The sequence below is a fragment of the Gulosibacter molinativorax genome (assembly GCF_003010915.2).
GTDB classification, from domain to species: domain Bacteria; phylum Actinomycetota; class Actinomycetes; order Actinomycetales; family Microbacteriaceae; genus Gulosibacter; species Gulosibacter molinativorax.
Map to the genome: position 1 here is coordinate 2,209,426 of NZ_CP028426.1, position 20,929 is coordinate 2,230,354.

The following is a 20,929-nucleotide window of genomic DNA, read 5'->3' on the forward strand; positions in this document are numbered from 1 at the left end:
CCCGGTCAAATGAGCCGAGTCGCCGCCCGCACGCGAAACGGTCAGCTTGCCTCATCAGGCGGGCGACAGCATCCCCTCGTTCTCGACGAAGCGGTCGCCGGTGTCCGGGCAGACCCACACGTCGCCCTCGAGCTTGAGTCGGTGGCCCGTCTTCCCCACCCAGCCCAACTGCCTCGCCGGGACGCCGACCATGAGCGCGAAGTCGGGCACATCCTTGTTAACGACCGCCCCTGCCGCGACCATCGCCCACGCACCGATCGTCACCGGCGCGACGCACACCGCCCGCGCACCGATCGCCGCACCCTGCTGGATCGTGACACCCACCGCATCCCAGTCGTCGGCCGATTTCAGCGAGCCATCCGGGTTGATCGCGCGCGGGTACGTGTCGTTCGTCAGTACAACCGCCGGGCCAATGAACACACCGTCCTCGAGCACCGCGGGCTCGTACACGAGCGCGTAGTTCTGCACCTTGCAGTTGTCGCCGAGCGTCACCCCAGGGCCGACATAGGCTCCCCTGCCGAGGATGCAATTCTTGCCGAGTCGCGCATCCTCACGAACATGCGCGAGGTGCCAGATCGTCGTGCCCTCTCCGACGTGGGCCTCGGAAGAGATATCGGCGCTCGCCTCGATGCGGGTGTTTGGATGCGTGCTCATGACCGCTTGCCCCTCCGTCGCGGCCCGGCTGACTCGAGCCTTTGGCGCCCGATATTACTCGCCGACCAGGGATTATTGAAGGGCTTCGGCGGTGTTGGTGGTCGTCTTGGGGCGAGTCTCGCGGGAAGGGCAAAGTGTGCGGTGGTACGCAGCAATTCAGCATGCCAAACGCACGCTCATCGACATCGGTTGTCGGATCGAGACGGAATCACGCACTGTCCATACACATACCCCCGTCGCGCCGCCGAAGCCTACAAACTTTCTCGCCCAAACGATTGGGGATTCGACAGTTTTTGACCTTGGTCACGAAATCGTTTGGGGAGCTGTAAAGCCGCCAACTATTGTCGTGAAAAGGTGCGTATTGGCGCACGATTCGTCGTCACCATACGAGAAAGCAGGCAGTCATGGCTACCGAACCCGTTCGCTCCCGAAAGGCCGCAAAGATCGGCGCCATCACCGCTGGCGCGATCGTCGTCGGCATTGCAGGAACCTTCACCCTCGCGAGCTGGAACGACTCCGAGTGGGTGTCTGGGTTTACCGACAACATCCCGGGGATCGGCACCAGCGAGTTCGAGGTGCAGCAAAACGCGGACCCAGGTATCGCTGCAGGGGCTTGGACGGATCGTGAGTCGGAGACCGACCCGAATCCGCTGACCTTCGCAGTCAACCCGCTTGCACTGACCCCTGGCGACACCATTTATGCGCCGGTATCGCTCCGGACCACCGCCGAGTCGATCGCGGGCACCGTTACGCTCCAGCCCGCTGGCCAGTCGACAACTGCCGTCACGGATGCTGCCCTCTGGGAGGCGCTCGAGCTCACGGTCTACACGGCGGAAGGAACCGACCGACCCGCTTGTGACGCCACCGGCCTCACGGGAGCCACGTGGGGTGCCCCCATCGTCGCAACGAGCACGCTCGCGACCACCGCAGTCGCAGGCGCGTCGCAGCAGCTGCTCGAGCAGGGAACGTCGACGCAGCACTACTGCTTCGTGATGTCGCTGCCCGACACCGAGGCGAACCGCACCAACGATGCGCTCCACGGCACGACCGTGGCGCCGATCTGGGAATTCGCGGCCGTCTCCGAATAGGCCTTCACCCCGTAGCTCTTGCGCCGAATCAGCCGCGCCCTCGGTCGAGTCGCCGCCGTGCTCTTGAGCGCGGCGGCGCTAGTCGTCGTCGGTTGGATCGCCTATTCGGCCATCACCGGGGCGACGCTCGTGATCTTTCGCACGGGCTCGATGTCGCCGACCATGCCGCAAGGCGCACTCGCGATCGCCGAACCGATCAGCGCATCCGACATCGTGGTTGGCGACGTCGTGACGGTCGACCGCAGCGACGAAGGTCGACAGCCGATCACCCATCGCGTCATCGAAATCCGCGAGGGCTCGGTGCCGGGGTCGGCCGAGATTCGGATGCAGGGCGACGCGAACCCCGCGCCGGATCAGGAGGCCTACGTGGTCACCGACGTCATGCGCGTGACGTGGTCGATGCCGGGGCTCGGCACGGTGCTGATGGTGCTGCAGAGCCCGCTCGGGATGACTGCGCTCACACTGCTTGCGGGCACCCTCACCGTGTGGGCGTTCTGGCCGGCGCCGGCGGCCGCGAGACCGTCCAATGAGGTCGCGCGTGACGACGCACGATAGGACGCGCGTGGCGCGAGCGATCGCCGCATTCTGCGCGGTGCTCTCGCTGGTGGGCGTCCTATGGACCGCCGAGCGCGCGAACGCGCTGCTTGCCGACGTCGCCGAAACCGGCGAGGCCGGGCTGCTCACGCTGCGTGCCGACCCGCATCCATTTCACTGGCAGGATGCGGGCCCAGGCGAGACACACGACTGGCTGATCGAAGCATCCCTGGCCGACGCCACCGCCGGTACCTTGAGCCTGGAGATGCGCGCGGACGGCGCGCTCGTCACCGAGGCCGGAATGACCGTGAGCGTCGACTCGTGCCCCGTCGCCTTCTCGCGCGCGGCCGAGGATGCGCCGCCCCAGTGCGCGGGAACCGCGACTCCGGTGTTGCCGGTGACGCCCATTCGCGAAATTGCGTTGCCCGAGTCCGGCGACGTTTTCCCGCTCGCCGACCTGCGCGCCGATGAGCCGCGACACCTGCTCGTGACCCTCGGCATCCCCGCCGATGCGTCGCCTGCGGAACTGTCGGGCGCATCCGCGACCCTGTCCGTCGGCCTGCACGCGCGCGGCGATTCCGTGCCAGGGAACGACGACACTGGATCTCATGCCGGCCTCGCTGCGACCGGCGCGAACGTGCTCGCGCTCATACTGCTCGCGGTTGGACTGATCGGATACGGGCTGAGCGTTCGTTGGTTGCGAGTGCTGCGGCGTCGCGAGGGGCACGCATGAGGCGCTTCGTGCGACGGGGCATCGTTCGACAGGGCATCGGGCGACGCGGCATCGGGCGACGCGGCATTGGGATCGCGACGGCGGTGCTGCTGACCGTCGGAATCGCGTCCCCGGGCGGCGTCGTGACCAGCGCATCCTGGCAGGATTCCGAATGGGCAGGCGGCACGGTGGGGACACTCGACTGAGTGGATGCGACCGGGCAGTTCACGTCTCGAGGCGAGGGGCAGCTACTCAGCGGCTCGCTGCTCGGCGCGGATCTCGACGCGATTGCCGAGGTGAAGGGCGTCGAGGTCCTCAATGACGGTTCGGGGAGTTTGGCCGATCCGACGTCGGCCGTGCCCCTCGGAAATGACGCCTACTCCGATCCCTTGAACGTCGAGGCGCTGTCCGCGCTGAATGTGGACCTCACCCGGTTCCTTGCGCTGCCGCTCGATACCTCCACGGGGGTCGTCGGTCAGTACGGGCAGGCGACGAGTTCCGGATTATCGGCGGGCGCGAGCGGCCTGATTACCGAGTCGGGCGGCATCGCGCTCGAGCCCGAGGGCGGCTACCCGAATCTCGCGACGTTACAGCTGTCGCAATTGCTTGGCAGCGTGAACCCGGGCGTCGCCTCTGCCTTGAGCGGTGTCGCCGACGTGTCGCTCGAGGTAGGAGCGGTCACCGGTCGCGCCGAGCTGGATGCGTGCAATCTCGCGTGGAGCGGTCAGGTCGCGGATGCGCTGACCCGCGAATACCTCGCGACGTCGCTGACGACGGTGATTGATTCGCCAACCGTGGGGACGCTCGTGTCGACGGTCGACGGGGTTGTCGGCGATCTTGAAACGGCTGTGAACGCGCTCGCCGGAGACACGGGGCTCACGACCGCGATCGCCGACGGCCTGTCCGGCTTGCTGGGTGGGTTGCTCGGCACGCTCAGACTCGGGGACGTCAGCGTCGAGCTTTCCGCGACAATCGATCTCGATCCGGTTCGCGCGCTACTGACCGAGCAACTCACCGACAGTGGCGGCATCCTCACCGTCGATCTCGCTGGCGGCACGATTCGCGTCGATACTGCGGCGTTGCTCGCCGCCTCCTACCCGGACGAGTACAGCGCCGGGCTGAATGGGCTCAGCCCGAACACGAACATCCTGTCGGACCCCGTGGTGGTGAACACGCTGACCTCGACGCTGGCAAGTGTGCTGGACGAGTGGCTCGAACGCGTGACCGGCGCGCTCACCGCGGCCGTCGACGCGATCACCGTGAATGTCGCCGCGACCATCGAGCTGAGACTGCTGCTCATCCCCGTCGCGGAGATTTCGGTGAGCGTGAGTGGATCCCTCGCGCAGCTGCTCAGTGGCGAGCCGGGATTCGTGACCGTCAACACGAAGCTGCTGGGCGCGATCGAGCTCGGGCTGCTCAACGGCCTGGTCTCTGCGCTCACGCAGGGAGCCGGGTTGGCCGTCGGCACAGCGGTCGACGCGGTGCTCGGCCTCACGGTCGATGAGCTGATCGGCGACCTTGTCGACGTCACCACTCCGGTCGTCGAAGCCGTCTCGCTCGTGTACAGCTCGCTGTTCCTCGACGGCGTGGTCGTCGTCACCGTGAACGCGCAGAACGATCCGCTCGCGGGATCGGCGGAGCCGCCGGATCTAGCGGCGCTACCGGATGGTCAGTTCGACGTCGCGGCGCTGCGCGTCGGTGTGTTGGATGCGCTGGGCCAGTCTGGCGTTGCCCTCTACCTCGGGCGCGGCTCGGTAGGGCCCTCGTGTTTGATTGGTGCGGCGAGGTGTTAGTGGGTACTTGGTGTAGTGGCCTTGGTCAGTAATGATAGCGGGCCTGCAGAATCACAAGGTCGTCATCCAGCACCATGTAGACCAGCCGGTGCTCGTCGGTGATACGTCGCGACCACGACCCCTGCGCCCCATATTTCAGTTGTTCAGGCTTACCAATTCCGGTGAACGGCTCGCGAAGGCATGCCTCAATTAACGTATTGATTCGCTTTAGGATCTTCCGATCGGCCGTCTGCCAGTGCTTGTAGTCTTCCCAGGCCGACTGATCCCAGACCAGACGCACTCAGGATTCCTCATCAACGTCGTCGAGTGCATGAAATTCAATCTTCCCTGCACGGGCGCGATCATACGCATCGAGCAGTCGGCGAGCGTTCGCCGGCGAGCGGAATAGATACGCCGTTTCCTGCCATGCCGCGTACTCGTCAGCTGGCATGAGGACGGCATTACCTTTGCGGGAAACGATCTCCACGGCCTCGTGGTTCTCATTCACACGCTCAATGAGCGGGAACAGAGTCTTTCGCGCTTCGCTTGCACTGATGGACATAACGGAACCCCCTTCATTCGCTATATCTGGTACCGGATAATGGTACCAGTGAAGCGAGCGAATCACACTAGAGCAAGCGTCTCCGCTGGCTAGCCTGTAACCGTGGCGATCAGGTCGAAGTCGTCATCACCGGCGAACTCGCTACGCAGTTGTGGCCGCGTCGCCGTTTTCTGGGGGTAGCGAACACCAAGACTCGGCGATCAGGCCCGCGACGACCAGCAGCGCAGACGCGATGAGCGCGATCACTGCCTCAACCACGCCATCACCGATCACCGTGCGGCTCGTGAGCCACGCGACCACCGCCGCAGAGCCACCGACAAACACGCTGCCCGCGAGACTCGCGGCCTTCGCGAGCGCAACGGCGAACGTCGCGCGAAACGGGTCCACGCGGTACTTAGCCACCTCGCGAGCCGCCGATTCCGCATCCTGTGTGGATGCATCCTTGACCCGCTTTGCTTTGTCGCGCGCCGCATCCGCCCGGCGAAGCGCCGCCGTATAGCGGCGCACCGGCCACGCGATCGCGAGGACGACCGCGGCCATCACCACGAGCGTGATCGCGAACGCGATCGACGGGACGAGCGAGCCGCTGCCGGATGAGGTGAGCCACGCCTCGATCGCCCACGTGATCGCGCCGCCCGCCACGGCGAGCAGAACGAGCAGCCACGGATTCGTCCGCGTCATGCTTGGTACCGCTCTACCTCGTCGTTGGTCTGCTCGAGCAGCTGCTTGATCGGGCCGCGGCCCGTGAGCGAGGCCTCGGGCTCGATCTCGGCCCAGGGCGCGAGCACGAATGCGCGCTCGAACGCGCGGGGATGCGGGAGCGTGAGCCGCGCATCCTCAAACTCGAGACCGCCCTGCTCGATGAGGTCGAGATCGAGCGTGCGACTCCCCCAGCGTTCCTGGCGGACGCGACCGTGCGCATCCTCGATCTGCTGCAGCTTGTCGAGCAAGAGGTGCGGCTCGAGATCGGTGTGGATGGTGATTACGGCGTTGAGGTAGGCCGGTACCGTCTCGTCGACGCCGTGGGTGGTGAGCGCCGGGGTCTCGTAGAGGCTCGAGCGGCGGTGCGGCCAGACGCCGTCGAGCGACTCGATCTCGTCCATCGCGTCGCGGATCGCGGCCTCGCGCGCGCCGAGATTCGCGCCAAGGGCGATCACCGCGCGGGAGTGCGGGCGGCGGGCGGCCTCGGGCTCGGCACCCTCGGGGCGGTAGCGGAGCACCGACACTGTGACGTCCTGGAAGCGGAGTTTCACCGGCGCCTGCGGCTTGTGCACCGTGATGCGGACGGCCTGCGGGCCCGCGAACGCGAACGTGACCGCGGCGAGGCGCTCGGCGAGGGTCTCGAGGAGGTCGACGGGCTCCTTCATCGCGACCTCGTACAGCGCGCGCATGAGGTGGCCGTAGTGCAGCGTGTCTTCGATCTCGTCGGTCTGTGCGGCGGCGCGGGTGTCGATCCAGACCTCGGCGTCGATGTAGAAGTCCTGGCCAGATGCGCGCTCGTGGGCGAAGACGCCGTGGCGGCCGTGGACGTGCAGCCGATCGATGCGGATGCGGTCGAGCTCCGGGGCAGGCAGCGCGGGATGCGCCTCTGGGCCGGGGCGAGTCGGCATCAGGCGGATGGCCTGCTCGGCGGGGTGTTCCGTGAGCTGGGCTCGCTGCTGCATTGCGGGTGCGGTGTTGGCGGGCACGGTGCTGGCGGGCGCGGTTGGCTCGCTGTTTGCCTGCGCGCTGTCGGCGGGAGTGTTGCCGGTCGGTTCGCTCCCGGTAGGGGTGCCGCCGCTCGAGGTCGCGTCAGTCATAAACCGCCGCCGAACGCTGGGGAGTACTACCGAGAGTCATGCATCCATCTTGCCGTATGGCCGGGGTTGGCGGTGGTGTTGCGGGAGGTGCTGCAATTTGCGGCACGTATAGCTCGTCAGGGGGTCGCATATGGATCTTGGTTGGCTAGGCGTGTCTTGGATTGCAGCGGGACCCCGCGCCTGCTCGGTTCGCGGGGCCAAGTCTGTGACTGCAGTGCCGTTTGTGCCATTAGCGGTGGTCGGCGCGGGTGTCGGCGCCCTGCCGCCAGGCGTTCACGACGTCGAGTGCGATGCGGGTCGCCGCCACGTTGTGCACGCGGACTCCCCAGACGCCGCGCTCGGCGCACAGGGCCGAGACGACCGCCGTGGGGAGATCGCGATCGGTGACCGGCGCATCCGGGTCGAGGAGCGCGCCCATGAAGCGCTTGCGGCTGACGCCGATGAGGAGCTCGTGGCCGAGGGCCTGGAACTCGTCGAGCCGCTGGAGCACGGCCCAGTTATCGTCGCGGTCCTTGGCGAAGCCGAGGCCCGGGTCGAGCACGATGCGCTCCGGCGTGACCCCCGCATCCACCGCCCGATCGCGCATCTGCAGCAGCTCGGTCTTGATCTCGTCCGCCGCGTCCTCGTAGACCGCAAGGTCGTTCATCACGACCGAGTGGCCGCGCCAGTGGCTCAGGATGAACCGGCCATCGCGGGCAGCGACCGTCGCGAGCATCTCGGGGTCGGCCAGGCCGCCCGAGACATCGTTGATGTAGACGTCGCCCGCCTCGAGGCATGCGGCTGCGGTTGCGGCGTACATCGTGTCGACGGAGACAATGATGCCTTCTTTCACGAGCTGCCGGACGACCGGGACGACGCGCGCGGACTCTTCTTCTTGCGGCACGCGCTCGGCGCCTGGCCTGGTTGACTCGCCACCGACGTCGATGATCGTCGCGCCCTGGCTGATGAGGTCATGTGCCTTGTTGATCGCCTTGGCGGTGCGCTCCGCGGGAGTCGGGGCCTCGACCGCGCCGCCGTCCGAGAAGGAGTCCGGGGTGACGTTGAGCACCGCCATGATCTCGGTGGTGACAGGCTGTTGTGTAGGAGCGGTCATGGCGTCCATCTTCTCGCAGATCGCGGCGGTGGTGCGCACGGTCGGTCCTTTCGATACCGCGGGCTCCGCCCGCGTACTCAAGGGCCCTGGTTGTGCGACCCTTTCGATACACCGCGCGTCACGCGGCACTCAAGGGTCTAGGCCGACTCGTCGCGCGAGGTGCCGCCGAGCGCGATCAGGCGCAGCGCATCCGCCCTCGTCTGCGGATCAGTGAGCGCACCGCTGGCTGCCAAAGTCACCGAATCGGAATCGGACTGTCGCGGGCCACGGTCAGCCACGCATCCCTGCCGCGCCTCGATCACCGCGAGCGCGCCCTGCGCATCCAAGCCCGCCATAATCGCGTCAACGAGTTCCTCGCCGAGTCGTTCCTGCAGCGTGAGCCGGCTCGAACAGACCTCGACGAGGTCGTAGAGGCGGCCGAAGCCGATGATCGAGTCGCCGGGGAGGTACGCGAGGTGCACCCAGCCGTCGAAGGGCAGGAGGTGGTGCTCGCACATCGCGCGGAAGCGGATATTGCGCAGCAGCACCAGGTTGCCGGATGCGGGCGGCTGGCCGATCGTGTCGTGCGCGGCGTCGCGCGCAGAAAATTGTGCACGCCTGTGCTCGACTGACGGCGCGTCGGCGGCGTGTCCTGGCGTGTCGTGCACAATTCTCTCGGTGGGCGCTGCCGGGGCTGCGTTCTCGGGGGATGACGCTGGGTCGGGGGGCGCGACCGCAGACGCGTCGCCGTCGATCGAGATGCGGCCAGCGCGCAGCATCGGCACCGGGTCGATGCCCTCGCCGCCGAGCAGTTCCTCAGCCGCCGCCGCAACGCGGGCCGGGGTACGCGCGACTCGCGCATCCGCACCGTCGATTCCGGCAGCGAGCAGGAACTCCCGGATCGCTCGCTCGGCGCGCTCTCGATCAATCGCCATTACGCGACCCGCCTCGGATCGGGGGCCAGCGCATCCGAGCCATGCGACGCATCCGCGACCTGGCCCAAGGCACCGACCACAGCATCCGCGACCGACACCCGCGCCGCGAGCAGCGCATCCACCCGAACCACTACTCGGCCCGAGTGTTGCTCGCCGAACCGCCGCCGTGGTGGCCGCCGCCCTGGCCGAGCTCGTCGACCGGCAGGTGCGGCTTGAGCTGCACCGGCGGCTTATCGCTCACGGGACGCTCGGGGCTCGAGAGCCACTGCTCGCGCATCGGGAGCTTCTCGATGTTCGCGAAGATCTGATCGAGGCGCTCGTGGCCGATGGTCTCGACCTCGAGGAGCTCTGCCGCGAGTGCATCGAGAATGTGGCGGTTGCGGTTCAGGATGTACCAGGCCTCCTGTAGCGCGCTCTCGAGCAGCGACTGCACCTCGCGGTCGATGATGCCCGCAGTCGCGTCCGAATACGGGGCGCCGTGGCTCTGCGCGTACGGCGACTCGCCCTCGCCATCGCCGAGCTTGATCGCGCCGACGTTGTTCGACATGCCGTACTCGGTGATCATCTTGCGGGCGGTCTTCGTCGCCTTCTCGATGTCGTTGGATGCGCCGGTCGTCGGGTCGTGGAACACGATCTCCTCGGCGATCCGGCCGCCCATCGCGTAGGTGAGCTGGTCGAGCAGCTCGTTACGCGTGACCGAATACTTGTCTTCGAGCGGCACGACCATCGTGTAACCGAGGGCACGACCGCGGGGCAGGATCGTGATCTTCGTGACGGGATCGGTGTGGTTCAACGCCGCCGCCGCGACCGCGTGGCCGCCCTCGTGGTAGGCGGTAATGAGCTTTTCCTGATCATTCATGACGCGACTGCGGCGCTGCGGGCCAGCGATCACGCGGTCGATCGCCTCGTCGATCGCGCGGGCGTCGATGATCTGCGCGTTCATGCGCGCGGTGAGGAGCGCGGCTTCGTTCAGGACGTTCGCGAGGTCGGCACCCGTGAACCCGGGAGTCTTGCGAGCGACCGAGTGGAGGTCCACATCCTGCGCCAGGGGCTTGCCCTTCGCGTGCACCGCGAGGATCTCCGCGCGACCCTGGAGGTCCGGCGCATCCACGCCGATCTGGCGGTCGAAGCGGCCGGGGCGCAGCAGGGCCGGGTCGAGCACATCCGGGCGGTTCGTCGCCGCGATGAGGATGACGTTCGTGTTGGCGTCGAAGCCGTCCATCTCGACGAGCAGCTGGTTCAGCGTCTGCTCGCGCTCGTCGTTGCCGCCGCCCATGCCGACACCGCGCTGGCGACCGACCGCGTCAATCTCGTCGATGAAGATGATCGCCGGCGCGTTCTGCTTTGCCTGGTCGAAGAGGTCGCGGACGCGGCTCGCGCCGACACCGACGAACATCTCGACAAAGTCCGAACCCGAGATCGAGTAGAAGGGAACGGCCGCCTCGCCCGCGACCGCGCGCGCGAGCAGCGTCTTACCGGTTCCCGGAGGGCCGTATAGCAGCACGCCCTTGGGGATGCGCGCCCCGACCGCCTGGAACTTGGCCGGTTCCTTCAGGAAGTCCTTAATCTCGGCAAGCTCCTCGAGCGCCTCGTTCGACCCTGCGACATCCGCGAACGTGACCTGCGGGTCTTCCTTGGAGACCAGCTTTGCCTTCGACTTCGCGAACTTCATCGCACCGCCGGCGCCGCCGCCCTGCATGCTCGAGAACATGATCCAGACGAAGAAACCGATAAGCATCAGCGGCAGCAGGAGCGAGAGCGCCGTCGAGAGCCAGTTGGGGCCTGGGACGACGTCGTTATAGCCGTCGGCTGGCGCCGCCTTGTCGACGGCCGCGATCACCTGGTCGGCGCGCGCATCCACGTAGTAGAAGAAGACGTTCTCGCCGTACTTGTCGTCAGCCTTCGTGAGCACCATGTTGACGCGGTTGTCACCCTGCGTGATGGTGACTTCCTTCGCCTTCTCGTCCTGCAACATCGTGAGGCCCTCTTGCGTGGTGACCTCGCTCGTTCCCTGCGCGGTGAAAAAGCTAAACCCGATGCCGATCGCGATGAGCGCAATCAGCACAATAAAGATCGGGCTCTTGATGATTTTCTTAAACGTCTTCATGGATTGAGGGCGAGCTCGCTCGCGACCTTTCGATTTGGCGGCATGCATCTGCAGCGGCATGCATCACAACGGCATGTATCTGCAAGGATGTCGCAAATATTACCCGCGCCAGGCTGGCTGAGGGCCTTGTCCCGCCTGAATAGACGCCTTGTCCGCTAAGGGCGTTCTGCTTTATCTACGCTGACGCGAGCGAACGGACGTGCTCGACGAGGGGCGCGACGTTTGCGCGGTCGAGCTCGCGGTTCGGGTTCGCGATCATCTTGAGGATGCCTTCTTCCGAGGGCTTACGGTTCGGCTTGAGCTTGAGTGCCGTGCGCATGCCGGACATGATCATCTTGTCGGCGCCGCGCAAGAGCTTCATGTCGAAGCCGCCACGGAGGTAGAAGAGTGTGGCCTTGTCGCGCTGCTCGTCGGTGAGTGCCTGGCCCCAGACGTTGGCCTCGGCGTGTGGATTCGCCGGGCTCGCGCCGGTGTACCAGAGCACGACCTGCTTGTTCTTGAGCTCGTCCCAGTGGTTGAGGAACTTCTTGAGTCCGCCGATGTTGCCGGCGCGGTTGCCACCGCCGTGGACGATGACATCGTGGTCGCGGATCAGATCTGCGGAGAGCTCATCGGTCGTGACGAGGGTTGCGCCGAGATCGGCGGCGATCCACTCAGCGTAGGTCTTCGTGAAGCCGGTCTTGGACGTGTAGGCAACCAGGATGCGCATGCGGTCAGTGTACTTCGGGCGCGCGGTTCGATTCGCCGCTTTGCGGCTACTCACCGAGCGGGGCGGCCGCTCGCCGAGCGGTTCGATCCTCGATTAGCGAGACGCACCGAGAGAGCCGCGCGATTTGCGGCATACCTGGGTATTCGGAACCCGATAGTTCCCTCCTGTGCAGCTATGCGTGCCGCAGATTGCTGCGCTGCCGAGGGTCCCGTCCGCAAAGCCCAGTACCCGACCCAGTTGGCGCACGATCACGCTGTGGACTGCTCGTTCTGCACAAGGTCGCGCCCTCTTCAGGCGATCACTGACCCGCGGCCGCTGAGATCCGTGACATGAACAACCTCGCAGACATCTTGCGTCGGCATTTCGGAGTCGTAAGCTCCGCTCAACTCCAAAATATCGGACTCACACACGTCCAAATTCGCCGATTAGTTGCAGGCGGCGAACTCACAAGACTTCGCCAAGGCTGGTATTCCGATGAAGCGGCGAATACGTTCGTGGCAAGCGCGGTCCGAGCCGGAGGCGTTCTCTCTGGCCCGGCGGCGCTTCAGCTCCACGGGGTCTGGACGCCACCCGACCAGCCCGTTCATGTCCGGCTTCGGCGTGGGGAAGGCTTCAATCCGCGGACAACCGCGGTCCCACTCAGCCCAGTTGTGCTCCCCCACAGCCGCGCCGTCCGACTCGACCGAAGCGTCGACCGCCCCGGAAGCGCGCTCCTGACGAGTATCCGCGTCTGTCCGCGAGACGACGCGATCGTGCTCGCCGATTCGGCCCTCAACCTCGGACTATTGTCCGAATCCGAGATCGAGGTGATTGCCAAACGCGCTGGCGAACGTGGAGAAAAAGTGTTGCGTCTTGTGACGCCATCCGCCGGTTCAGGCACGGAAACGCTGTTTCGATTATGGCTGGTCCGCAACAGGATCGAATTTCAGGCGCAAGTGCAGATTCCGTCGGTAGGCCGCGTCGACTTCGTGATTGGCGAGCGGCTCGTCGTCGAGATCGACAGCAAGACCCATCACATGTCAAGCGAGAACTACGCGAACGATCGGCGTCGAGATCGCGCGCTCGTTGAACAGGGCTATCTCGTGATCCGCCTCACATACGCGGACGTGATGTACCACCTCGACGACGTTTGCCAGGACATTCTTGCGCTCATCCGACGCGACGAGCATCGGCGGGCGCCGCGGGTGCACTGGCGGTGAGTGCCATCGGCGTCATGTCGGGCCGCCCTCAAGGGAGCATTCACTTCCTATTGAGCTATACGTGCCGATTTTCGCGCGGCGAGGCACTGCTGAAGTTGGACAACATCGGCTGCGCGGGAATCGTGGGCGTGAGCCTGCGCGCAATTCCGGGCATGCCCAGCCACCAAGGAGCCCGCATTCACTTCTTGATGCGCTATGCGTGCTGATTATGGGGCTCGGCGACGCGGACGACGACAGCGGCAACTCGCCGAGCGGGGGCGCGCCCACGGACCTTAGGCGTCGGGGAGGCCGGGGGTGAGCACCTTGCGGGCTGGCTCGACCGGGCCGTTCGGGTCGACGTCGTCCGCGCCGAATACTGCGGGATGCAGCACGACGACGTCGCGCAGATTGCGGTAGCGCTCGTCGTAGTCGAGGCCGTAGCCGACGACGAACTCGTTCGGCACGTCAAAGCCGATGTACCGCACCGCGAGGTTGGTCTTCAGTCGCTCGGGCTTGCGCAGTAGCGTGCACACCTCAACCGACGCGGCACCGCGCGACGCGAGGTTCTGCGTCAGCCAGGTCAGCGTCAGCCCCGAGTCGATGATGTCCTCAACAATGAGCACGTCGCGCCCCGAGAGGTCGGTGTCCAAGTCCTTCAGGATGCGCACGACACCGGTCGATTCGGTGCCCGAGCCGTAGGACGACACCGCCATCCAGTCCATTTCGAGCGGCATGCGCAGCTCGCGCGCGAGGTCGCTCACGACCATCACCGCACCCTTAAGCACGCCGACGAGCAGCGGCACCTTGCCCGCGTAATCGCGCTCGATCTCGCGAGCGAGCTCCGCGATCCGTTCCCGAATCTCCTCTTGAGAGAGGAGCACCTGGCGAATCTCGTCCTGACAGTCTTGCGCGCGCATCCGCTAGTCCTCCTCGTGTCCTCGTCCGGCAGCTCCGAACAGCAGTCGGCCCTCGGCTCGCTCGACGCGAATCCCGGGCAGGTCGATCGGCCCCTGGCCGCGCCACTCGGTCGCGAGCGCCGACACCATCATGGTGTGCGCGCGAGAGAGCGAAACGCCGAAACCCTGCTCCGCAACGATTCGGCAGATGCGCTGACGAAGGGCTGCCGGCTGGGTCACGAGACCCCCGACGTCGAGCGTGATGCGACCCTCCGCATCCGTGTCGACAATCTCCTGCGCCCACTCGAGCGCGAGCGCGTCGAGGGTCTCCGAATCCTCGCGCAGCGTGGTCGCGGTGCGCGCGAGCGCCTGGGCGATCCCCGGCCCGAGCTCGCGCTCGAGCGTCGGCATCACGGTCTTGCGGATGCGCACCCGCTTGTAGCTTTCATCCTCGTTCATCGGGTCGAGCCAGGGTTCGAGGCCCTGATCGGCGCACGCCTCGTGCGTCTCCTTGCGCTCGATGCCGAGGAGTGGCCGTACGAGGTAGCCGTTGACGACCGCCATGCCGTGCAGCGACTTGCCGCCCGAACCGCGAGCGAGACCCAGCAGGACCGTCTCGGCCTGGTCATCCAGCGTGTGCCCGAGCACGACCCAGCTCGCGCCGATGCGCTGCTTGACGTCGTCGATCACGTCATAGCGCGCCACGCGGGCGGATGCTTCGGGCCCGGCGCCCTTTTCCTCGACGGTGATCGTTTCGACAATGACCGGGTCGAGGCCAAGGTCTCGGGCCTGCTGCGCCGCGCGCTGCGCGACCTCGGCGGAGCCCGGCTGCATCTGATGATCGACGATGACCGCTCCCGTGCGCAGCCCCGCCCGCGGCGCCTCAAACGCGAGGCCAGCGGCCAGCGCAAGCGAATCCGGCCCGCCGGAGAGCGCAACGAGCACGAGGTCCCCCTCGGTCGCCCATCCACGCAGCGCGTTGCGTACGGCCCTGCGGATGTTCGCGACCGCCGGAGTCAGGCGAGGTCGATCAATCACGTGGGCAAGCCTAGCCTGGGCCACGCCTCAGGGCTACGCCGACGCCCGAACAACAGGAACGAAACCGGGCCCGCGAAATTCACGAAGTTTCCGAGAAACCACGCCCACTTCTTGCCGCGAACCTGATCTTTCTTGCTCGTGAGGAGTTCGGCCTGCGCGACGACGAGCAGTGTGATCTCGACGGCCGCCGCGGCCACGATCGCGATCTTCGATCCCTCGCTGAGCTTGCGCCAGTCCTTCTGCGCGTTCGCCTTCGGGTTCTTGCTGCGTGCTGCCATGGTCTTCGCCTTTCCTTCGGGTGCCCGCTGTCAGCTCTCTCGGCTCGCGTCGAGCGAGCGTGGATGCGAGTGTGGAGCGAGCGTGGATGCGTCACTCAATCTTCGAGGGTCTGGCTGGACGTGGCGTGGCCGGCCCTGCACCCTGGTCGGGACTGCCCTGCTCAGAACCGTCCCTCGGAACCGAGCTCTGGACACCGGGTCGGGACCGTGAGGCTACCTCCGCGTTGTACCGTGAAGCTACGTCGGCGTCGTGCCGCGAAGGCGGCGATGCAGAATCCGCGACTCCGCGTTCATCCCGACGAACTCCACCTCGATGTCGTGCTGCTGGTATTTCTGCTCGATCGCATCCAGCGTGACGACCGAAGACGCATCCCACACGTGCGAATCGCGCATGTCGATGACGACGCGACCCGGATCATCCGCGTACCGAAACTGCGTGACGAGGTCGTTGCTCGAGGCCCAGAACAGCGGGCCGGAGACCTTGTAGCGCGCGACCGCCCCCTCCCCCTCCCCCTCGACCTCGCGGGTGACGCGCGTGAAGTGCGCGACGCGGCGCGCGAAGGCGATCATCGCGGCGAGCACGCCGACGAGGACGCCGATCGCGAGGTTCTCCGTCCACACGACGACCACGACGGTGAGAAGCATCACGAACGTCTCCGCGCGGGGCATGCGCTTGAGGGTCGCCGGGGCGATCGAGTGCCAGTTGAACGTGCCGATCGCGACCATGATCATCACCGCGACGAGTGCCGCCATCGGGATCATCCCGACCACGTCACCGAGCAGCAGGATGAGTAGCATCAGCCAGATGCCCGCGGCAAAGGTCGACACGCGCGTGCGCGCCCCCGACCCCTTCACGTTGATCATCGTCTGGCCGATCATCGCGCATCCGCCCATGCCGCCGAACGCGCCGGCGGCGATGTTCGCGACGCCCTGGCCGATCGACTCGCGCGTCTTGGACGAATTCGTCTCAGTGATGTCATCGACGAGCTTCGCGGTCATGAGCGATTCCATGAGGCCGACGAGGGCGATGCCGATCGCGGTGGGGCCGATGATCTGGAGCGTCTCGAGCGTCCACGGGATATCGGGGAAGAAGAGGGCCGGGAGGGATGAGGGCAGCTCGCCCTGGTCGGCGACGGTCGGGACGTCGATGCGGAAGATGAGCGCGACGGCGGTGACGACGACGATCGCGACCAGCGGCGCCGGGATTGCCTTCGTGAGCTTCGGGAACAGCCACACGATCAGGATGCCGAGTGCGACGAGTGCGTAGACCTGCCAGCCGACGCCGACAAGGTGCGGCAGCTGCGAGAGCGCGATGAGGATCGCGAGGGCGTTGAGGAACGCCGTCATGACGCTGCGCGGGATGAAGCGCATCAGCTTGCCGACGCCGAGGAGCGCGAGGACGATCTGCAGCACGCCGGCGAGGAGCACCGCCGCGACGACGTAGTTCATGTCGTACTCGCGCGACACCTGCGCGAGGACGAGCGCGGTGGCGCCCGCGGCGGCGGTCACCATCGCGGGGCGGCCGCCGGAGACCGAGATCACGAGCACCATCACCATGGACGTGTAGAGGCCGACCGCGGGGTCGAGCCCCGCGATGATCGAGAAGCCGACGACCTCCGGGATGAGGGCGAGGCACACGACGAGGCCCGCGAGTACCTCGCGAACGAGGATGCGGGGATGCTTCAGCGCGGGGGAGACGCGTTGCTCGACCACTGGCGATACGGCGGTACTCATCTTGATCCTTCGGCTCGCTGCCCAAAGTGCTAAGCGTAGGGCAGACGCCGGTTGCGGGCAGCGTCGGGGACCGCACGTTAGGACGCACGACGGGGGCATCCGCCGCGCTCAGCGGCACGAGCCGTCATACCGTGCGTCCTAACGTGCGGCCTACCTGAGGCACGGAATCGGCGGGCAGCGCGACCGTTCGCATCCGCGCGCTAGCCTTGACCCACACGCATCTTTTGCAACACCGACCCACAAGAGGAGCATTCTTCATGGCCGCATATGACGTCGTCATCGAGATTCCGCGCGGAAGCCACAACAAGTACGAGGTTGACCACGAGACCGGTCGCGTCTACCTCGACCGCGTCCTGTTCACCCCGTTCGTGTACCCGGTTGACTACGGATTCTTCGAGCACACCCTCGCCGACGACGGCGACCCGCTGGACGCGCTCGTGCTGCTCGAGTACCCGGTCTTCCCCGGTGTCGGCCTGAAGGTGCGCCCGATCGGCGTCCTGCGCATGTCGGACGAAGCTGGCGGCGACGACAAGATCCTCTGCGTCCCCCACAAGGACCCACGCTTCGCGCAGTACCAGGAGCTCGAGGACGTACCGCAGAACACCCGCGACCAGCTCCAGCACTTCTTCGAGCACTACAAGGACCTCGAGCCCGGCAAGTGGGTCAAGGTCGACGCATGGGGTTCGGCGGCCGAGGCGGACGAGATCATCCAGCGCTCGCTGGAGGCCTACCCCGGCGAGTAATTTGCGGCTGCGCTGGCTGCATCGGCTGGATAAGCCGCGATCGCTGAATTGGCTGCACCTGCTGCACTGAAAATCCGCGGTGACGAGTGATCGTCACCGCGGATTTTGTGTTTGCGCTGCTGGTGCGGCAATTTGCGGCACGCTGGGCACATCAGGAGGTAGTGAGGGGCCTGTGGGTGGCTAGGCGTGCCGCGAATTGCGACCGGTCCGGCAAGCGGTCCGCCCGGCCAGCCGGCGGCCTAGTAGTAGTACATGCCCCGGTTGCTGAGCCAGACGGTCGGGTCGACGTAGCTTCCGCCCTGCAGAATCTCAAAGTGCAGGTGGCAGCCGGTGGAGTCACCGGTCGTACCCGCGTAGCCGATCACATCGCCAGCCGAGACGTACTGGCCCACGTAGACGTTGATGCCACCCTCGGAGATGTGGCCGTTCTGGATCACGCTGCCGTCCGAGGTCGTGTACGACACCATGTTGCCGTAGCCGCCGGTCCAGCCGGCGATGCCGACGGTACCGTCCGCGACCGCGTAGATCGGCGCCCAGCAAGTGCCACCGGGGACGACGAGGTCAATGCCGTTGTGCATCTTCCAATAGAAGAACACCGGGTGCATGCGGTAGCCGAAGGGGCTCGTGATCCACGCGGATTCCGACATCGGGTAGTGGAAGCCAGCGCTGACCGACGAGCTGCTGGAGCTGGAGCTGGACTCGCTGCTGGAACTGGAACTAGAGCTGGAACTACTGCTTGAACTGGAGCTGCTGCTACTGGATTCGCTGCTCGCGGGCGGCGTCGACGAGCCGCCACCGCCGCCACTGTTCTGCGCCTGCTGGGCGGCTTCTGCCGCCGCGGCTTCCTCGGCGGCCGCTTCTGCTGCGGCCGCCTCGGCTGCTGCCTGAGCTGCTGCCGCAGCTTCGGCCCGCTCGCGTTCGATGCGCTGGCGCTCTTCTTCGCGGAGTCGCTCGCCTTCTTCGTAGTCGGCCTGGACGACATCGCGGTGTTCCGTGAGCGGGATGAGCATCGCTTCGAGCTCGGAACCCTCGTTGATGGCGGCGTCGCGCTTGTCTTGGAGATCCTGCTGGGCGGCCGCAGCGGCTTCGTACGCGGCCTGCGACTCGGCTTCGAGCCGCTGGAGTTCGTCAAGTGCCGTGTTGGCCTGCTCGCCAAGCTGCTCAGCGTTATTGCGCTGGCTCAGTGCGGTCTCGTACGTGGAGCCGTTGTGGGTGCCGAGCTTCGAGAGCGTCGACATGCCCATGAGGAAGTCATCCGCGTCGCCCGGCTTGGTCAGCAGCTGCACTGTCGGATCGACGGTCACGCGGTTCGACATCGCCGCCACCATCGCGCCGGCCTCTTGCTCGGACTCACTCGCAAGTTGGTCGGCTTCGTCGGCCTGAGTCTGCAGGTTGAAGACGACGCCGTTCTGCTCGGTCGTGGCGTCGGCTGCATCCGAATAGGCCTGGCCCGCATCGAGTGCGACCTGTTCCGCGACGGCGACGTCGGACTTCAGTTGCTCGATCTGCGCGTTGATGTCGTCGATAAGTGCGTTCTGCGCGTCGATATCGCCTTGCGCGGCAACGACGTCATTCCACGTGGCGTATTCGTCGAGATCTTTCGCGGTCGACGTGAGAGCGCCCTGCGCGATGAGCACGGTGCTGAGAACGGCAACGGCACCAACCTTAAAGCTGGCGCGACGGACTCGAGCAATTAGACCTGTCGAAGTCATCCGTTCCTCTCGTTTCTGCTTCTGACGAATGCTGTCTCACCCTGGGTGCGACACATTAGGCGTCAACTTTCACATTCGTCTCGCACACAACATTTGCCACGCTAGTCACTCTGGCCAATCTAATCAATAACTTTCCCAGCGACACACGCAATTCCAACGCGGAGTTAACCGCGGAATGAGGTAAAAGATCGCGGTTTCGCCGGGGTGTCGCGGACCTCTCATCTTCAGAATTTGGCGAGCGCCGCATCCTGCTCACCGACAAGCGGCATCTTCTGCTCGCGGGCGCGAGGGTTGTATCGCACCGTTAGCTTCAGTGGCCAGAAGGAATTCGCCCTGCACACGCGCGCGAGGTTCGAGTGCGCATCCGACCGTCGCGAAAAAGCCAAGGATGCGCATCATCGGCGGTCGAAATTCAGGTCGCGTTCGAGCGCGCCACGCCGAGGACTTCCCTGCAATTTGGCCGATTCTGCAGATTTCTTGAGGCTCAAGTTGCAAGGTAGAGAAGTTTGCCCCTAAGCTTTATTCTCGGCGGTCAACAAGAACGCAACTCTCGGCCCCATCGTCTAGTGGCCTAGGACACTGGCCTTTCACGCCGGCAACACGGGTTCGAATCCCGTTGGGGTCACTGTGGTAGCCCGAGTGGCACCGAAGCCGAGAGATCTGATACTGTTGGACGTCGTCAAAACAAAAGAATATGGCCCTGTAGCGCAGTTGGTTAGCGTGCCGCCCTGTCACGGCGGAGGTCGCGGGTTCAAGTCCCGTCAGGGTCGCGAGTGCGACGCCCTTGTCGAAAGATAAGGGCGTTTCATCTCGGTAGAGGTTTTCCTCTACCTGGCTCTGTAGCTCAGTTGGTAGAGCGCACGACTGAAAATCGTGAGGTCACGGGATCGACGCCCGTCGGAGCCACCACTGCCCCGGGTTCGCCCGGGGCTTTTTCGATTTCCGCGGTACCGCCGAAGCATCCGCGGACGTTGCGGAAGCCACCTACCGAGCGATGATCGGCGCGTTCATCGAGCACGAACGCGGAATTCATCGCGCTGAACTCAATCGCTAACCCAGATTCCATGCGGACGACCGCCGCATGCCAGTCACCGCATTGTCGACCGCATCATGGCTGGCCTAATCAATTGAGCCTTCTATGAGGGATTCATAGTCTCGGCCGCCGTAGTAGACACCGAAGATGACAACTTCACTGTCAGAAAAGGTATAGGCGATAGTCACTCGCCGCCGGAATCCCAAGGTCCGCAGCCCCGGGTAAAGATCGTCTCTTGCAGTCCCACGTCGAGGGAAATCCGTCAAACTTGCGCAGTAGTCACTGATCGACATCACGTAGCGTTCCGCGGCTTCGGGTGACCCTTGATCAGCGATCCACATGAAGATGTCAGTTAGGTGCTCTTTGGCTTCAG

At 65.6% G+C, this 20,929-nt stretch carries 23 protein-coding genes, 3 tRNA genes and 1 pseudogene; 11 read left to right on the plus strand and 16 right to left on the minus strand.

Annotation, left to right across the window (positions count from 1 at the left end; genetic code table 11):
* Positions 1-54: 54 nt before the first annotated feature.
* Positions 55-654, minus strand: a complete 600-nt coding sequence (locus GMOLON4_RS10175; protein WP_026936390.1) for an acyltransferase — start codon at positions 652-654, stop codon at positions 55-57.
* 404 nt (positions 655-1,058) lie between these two features.
* Here GMOLON4_RS10175 and GMOLON4_RS10180 point away from each other — a divergent pair, with 404 nt between their 5' ends.
* The 5 genes from GMOLON4_RS10180 to GMOLON4_RS10200 are packed head-to-tail and all read left to right on the plus strand — an operon-like array spanning position 1,059 to position 4,781.
* Positions 1,059-1,742 (plus strand): hypothetical protein, encoded by a 684-nt coding sequence (locus GMOLON4_RS10180; RefSeq protein WP_051266485.1) that lies wholly within the window; start codon positions 1,059-1,061, stop codon positions 1,740-1,742.
* An 18-nt stretch (positions 1,743-1,760) separates the two neighbouring features.
* The gene (locus GMOLON4_RS10185) at positions 1,761-2,297 is read left to right on the plus strand and encodes a signal peptidase I (RefSeq protein ID WP_051266483.1); all 537 of its coding nucleotides are present in this window, start codon (positions 1,761-1,763) and stop codon (positions 2,295-2,297) included.
* Positions 2,281-3,009: a hypothetical protein gene (locus GMOLON4_RS10190; protein WP_146137461.1), complete on the plus strand. Its 729-nt coding sequence runs from the start codon at positions 2,281-2,283 to the stop codon at positions 3,007-3,009. The genes GMOLON4_RS10185 and GMOLON4_RS10190 overlap by 17 nt, the downstream gene beginning before the upstream one ends.
* Positions 3,006-3,194, plus strand: a complete 189-nt coding sequence (locus GMOLON4_RS10195; RefSeq protein ID WP_026936388.1) for a hypothetical protein — start codon at positions 3,006-3,008, stop codon at positions 3,192-3,194. The genes GMOLON4_RS10190 and GMOLON4_RS10195 overlap by 4 nt, the downstream gene beginning before the upstream one ends.
* Positions 3,195-4,781: a choice-of-anchor G family protein gene (locus tag GMOLON4_RS10200; protein WP_026936387.1), complete on the plus strand. Its 1,587-nt coding sequence runs from the start codon at positions 3,195-3,197 to the stop codon at positions 4,779-4,781.
* Between the two features lie 25 nt (positions 4,782-4,806).
* Here the strand turns inward: GMOLON4_RS10200 and GMOLON4_RS10205 are convergent, their stop codons facing one another.
* The 9 genes from GMOLON4_RS10205 to GMOLON4_RS10245 form a co-directional block, all read right to left on the minus strand.
* The gene (locus tag GMOLON4_RS10205; RefSeq protein WP_026936386.1) at positions 4,807-5,061 is read right to left on the minus strand and encodes a Txe/YoeB family addiction module toxin; all 255 of its coding nucleotides are present in this window, start codon (positions 5,059-5,061) and stop codon (positions 4,807-4,809) included.
* Positions 5,062-5,322, minus strand: coding sequence for a type II toxin-antitoxin system Phd/YefM family antitoxin (locus tag GMOLON4_RS10210; RefSeq protein WP_026936385.1), 261 nt, complete (start codon positions 5,320-5,322; stop codon positions 5,062-5,064).
* A gap of 141 nt (positions 5,323-5,463) precedes the next feature.
* The gene (locus GMOLON4_RS10215) at positions 5,464-6,003 is read right to left on the minus strand and encodes a DUF3180 domain-containing protein (RefSeq protein ID WP_026936384.1); all 540 of its coding nucleotides are present in this window, start codon (positions 6,001-6,003) and stop codon (positions 5,464-5,466) included.
* A complete protein-coding gene (gene folK, locus GMOLON4_RS10220; RefSeq protein ID WP_084147390.1) occupies positions 6,000-7,121 on the minus strand; it encodes a 2-amino-4-hydroxy-6-hydroxymethyldihydropteridine diphosphokinase in 1,122 nt (373 codons plus the stop codon). The genes GMOLON4_RS10215 and folK overlap by 4 nt, the downstream gene beginning before the upstream one ends.
* Positions 7,122-7,350: 229 nt before the next feature.
* A complete protein-coding gene (gene folP, locus GMOLON4_RS10225) occupies positions 7,351-8,253 on the minus strand; it encodes a dihydropteroate synthase (RefSeq protein WP_322745116.1) in 903 nt (300 codons plus the stop codon).
* Positions 8,254-8,351: 98 nt separating this feature from the next.
* On the minus strand, positions 8,352-9,128 hold the full coding sequence (gene folE / locus GMOLON4_RS10230) for a GTP cyclohydrolase I (protein WP_051266481.1): 777 nt from the start codon (positions 9,126-9,128) through the stop codon (positions 8,352-8,354).
* Positions 9,128-9,250 carry a hypothetical protein gene (locus GMOLON4_RS10235; protein ID WP_265576747.1) on the minus strand — a complete coding sequence of 41 codons (123 nt, stop codon included), beginning with the start codon at positions 9,248-9,250 and terminating at the stop codon, positions 9,128-9,130. The genes folE and GMOLON4_RS10235 overlap by 1 nt, the downstream gene beginning before the upstream one ends.
* Before the next feature lie 8 nt (positions 9,251-9,258).
* Entirely contained in the window at positions 9,259-11,235 is a 1,977-nt protein-coding gene (ftsH, locus tag GMOLON4_RS10240; protein WP_051266479.1) for an ATP-dependent zinc metalloprotease FtsH, read from the minus strand.
* Positions 11,236-11,410: 175 nt separating this feature from the next.
* Entirely contained in the window at positions 11,411-11,944 is a 534-nt protein-coding gene (locus tag GMOLON4_RS10245) for a flavodoxin domain-containing protein (protein WP_026936382.1), read from the minus strand.
* Positions 11,945-12,273: 329 nt separating this feature from the next.
* On the opposite strand from GMOLON4_RS10245, the pseudogene GMOLON4_RS16410 reads away from it, so the two are divergent.
* Both GMOLON4_RS16410 and GMOLON4_RS10250 read left to right on the plus strand, forming a co-directional pair.
* Positions 12,274-12,354: pseudogene (locus GMOLON4_RS16410) on the plus strand (hypothetical protein); the annotation flags it as partial.
* Between the two features lie 342 nt (positions 12,355-12,696).
* Positions 12,697-13,143 (plus strand): endonuclease domain-containing protein, encoded by a 447-nt coding sequence (locus GMOLON4_RS10250; protein ID WP_169516478.1) that lies wholly within the window; start codon positions 12,697-12,699, stop codon positions 13,141-13,143.
* A gap of 272 nt (positions 13,144-13,415) precedes the next feature.
* Here GMOLON4_RS10250 and hpt read toward each other — a convergent pair whose 3' ends face one another.
* From hpt to GMOLON4_RS10270, 4 genes are all read right to left on the minus strand, one after another.
* Positions 13,416-14,039 carry a hypoxanthine phosphoribosyltransferase gene (gene hpt / locus GMOLON4_RS10255; RefSeq protein ID WP_035732257.1) on the minus strand — a complete coding sequence of 208 codons (624 nt, stop codon included), beginning with the start codon at positions 14,037-14,039 and terminating at the stop codon, positions 13,416-13,418.
* A gap of 3 nt (positions 14,040-14,042) precedes the next feature.
* On the minus strand, positions 14,043-15,056 hold the full coding sequence (gene tilS, locus GMOLON4_RS10260; RefSeq protein ID WP_026936379.1) for a tRNA lysidine(34) synthetase TilS: 1,014 nt from the start codon (positions 15,054-15,056) through the stop codon (positions 14,043-14,045).
* Positions 15,053-15,334 (minus strand): hypothetical protein, encoded by a 282-nt coding sequence (locus tag GMOLON4_RS10265; RefSeq protein WP_051266475.1) that lies wholly within the window; start codon positions 15,332-15,334, stop codon positions 15,053-15,055. The genes tilS and GMOLON4_RS10265 overlap by 4 nt, the downstream gene beginning before the upstream one ends.
* A gap of 237 nt (positions 15,335-15,571) precedes the next feature.
* Positions 15,572-17,068 (minus strand): SulP family inorganic anion transporter, encoded by a 1,497-nt coding sequence (locus GMOLON4_RS10270; RefSeq protein WP_026936378.1) that lies wholly within the window; start codon positions 17,066-17,068, stop codon positions 15,572-15,574.
* A 257-nt stretch (positions 17,069-17,325) separates the two neighbouring features.
* Here GMOLON4_RS10270 and GMOLON4_RS10275 point away from each other — a divergent pair, with 257 nt between their 5' ends.
* Positions 17,326-17,811, plus strand: coding sequence for an inorganic diphosphatase (locus tag GMOLON4_RS10275; RefSeq protein WP_026936377.1), 486 nt, complete (start codon positions 17,326-17,328; stop codon positions 17,809-17,811).
* A gap of 239 nt (positions 17,812-18,050) precedes the next feature.
* Here the strand turns inward: GMOLON4_RS10275 and GMOLON4_RS10280 are convergent, their stop codons facing one another.
* Positions 18,051-19,523 carry a peptidoglycan DD-metalloendopeptidase family protein gene (locus GMOLON4_RS10280; protein WP_026936376.1) on the minus strand — a complete coding sequence of 491 codons (1,473 nt, stop codon included), beginning with the start codon at positions 19,521-19,523 and terminating at the stop codon, positions 18,051-18,053.
* Positions 19,524-20,075: 552 nt separating this feature from the next.
* Here GMOLON4_RS10280 and GMOLON4_RS10285 point away from each other — a divergent pair.
* From GMOLON4_RS10285 to GMOLON4_RS10295, 3 genes are all read left to right on the plus strand, one after another.
* A tRNA-Glu gene (locus GMOLON4_RS10285) sits at positions 20,076-20,148 on the plus strand.
* Positions 20,149-20,219: 71 nt separating this feature from the next.
* Positions 20,220-20,293, plus strand: a tRNA-Asp gene (locus GMOLON4_RS10290).
* A gap of 63 nt (positions 20,294-20,356) precedes the next feature.
* A tRNA-Phe gene (locus GMOLON4_RS10295) sits at positions 20,357-20,432 on the plus strand.
* Positions 20,433-20,642: 210 nt separating this feature from the next.
* On the opposite strand, the gene GMOLON4_RS16415 is transcribed toward GMOLON4_RS10295, so the two are convergent.
* Positions 20,643-20,897 carry a type II toxin-antitoxin system RelE/ParE family toxin gene (locus GMOLON4_RS16415; RefSeq protein WP_407648557.1) on the minus strand — a complete coding sequence of 85 codons (255 nt, stop codon included), beginning with the start codon at positions 20,895-20,897 and terminating at the stop codon, positions 20,643-20,645.
* Positions 20,898-20,929: the final 32 nt, after the last annotated feature.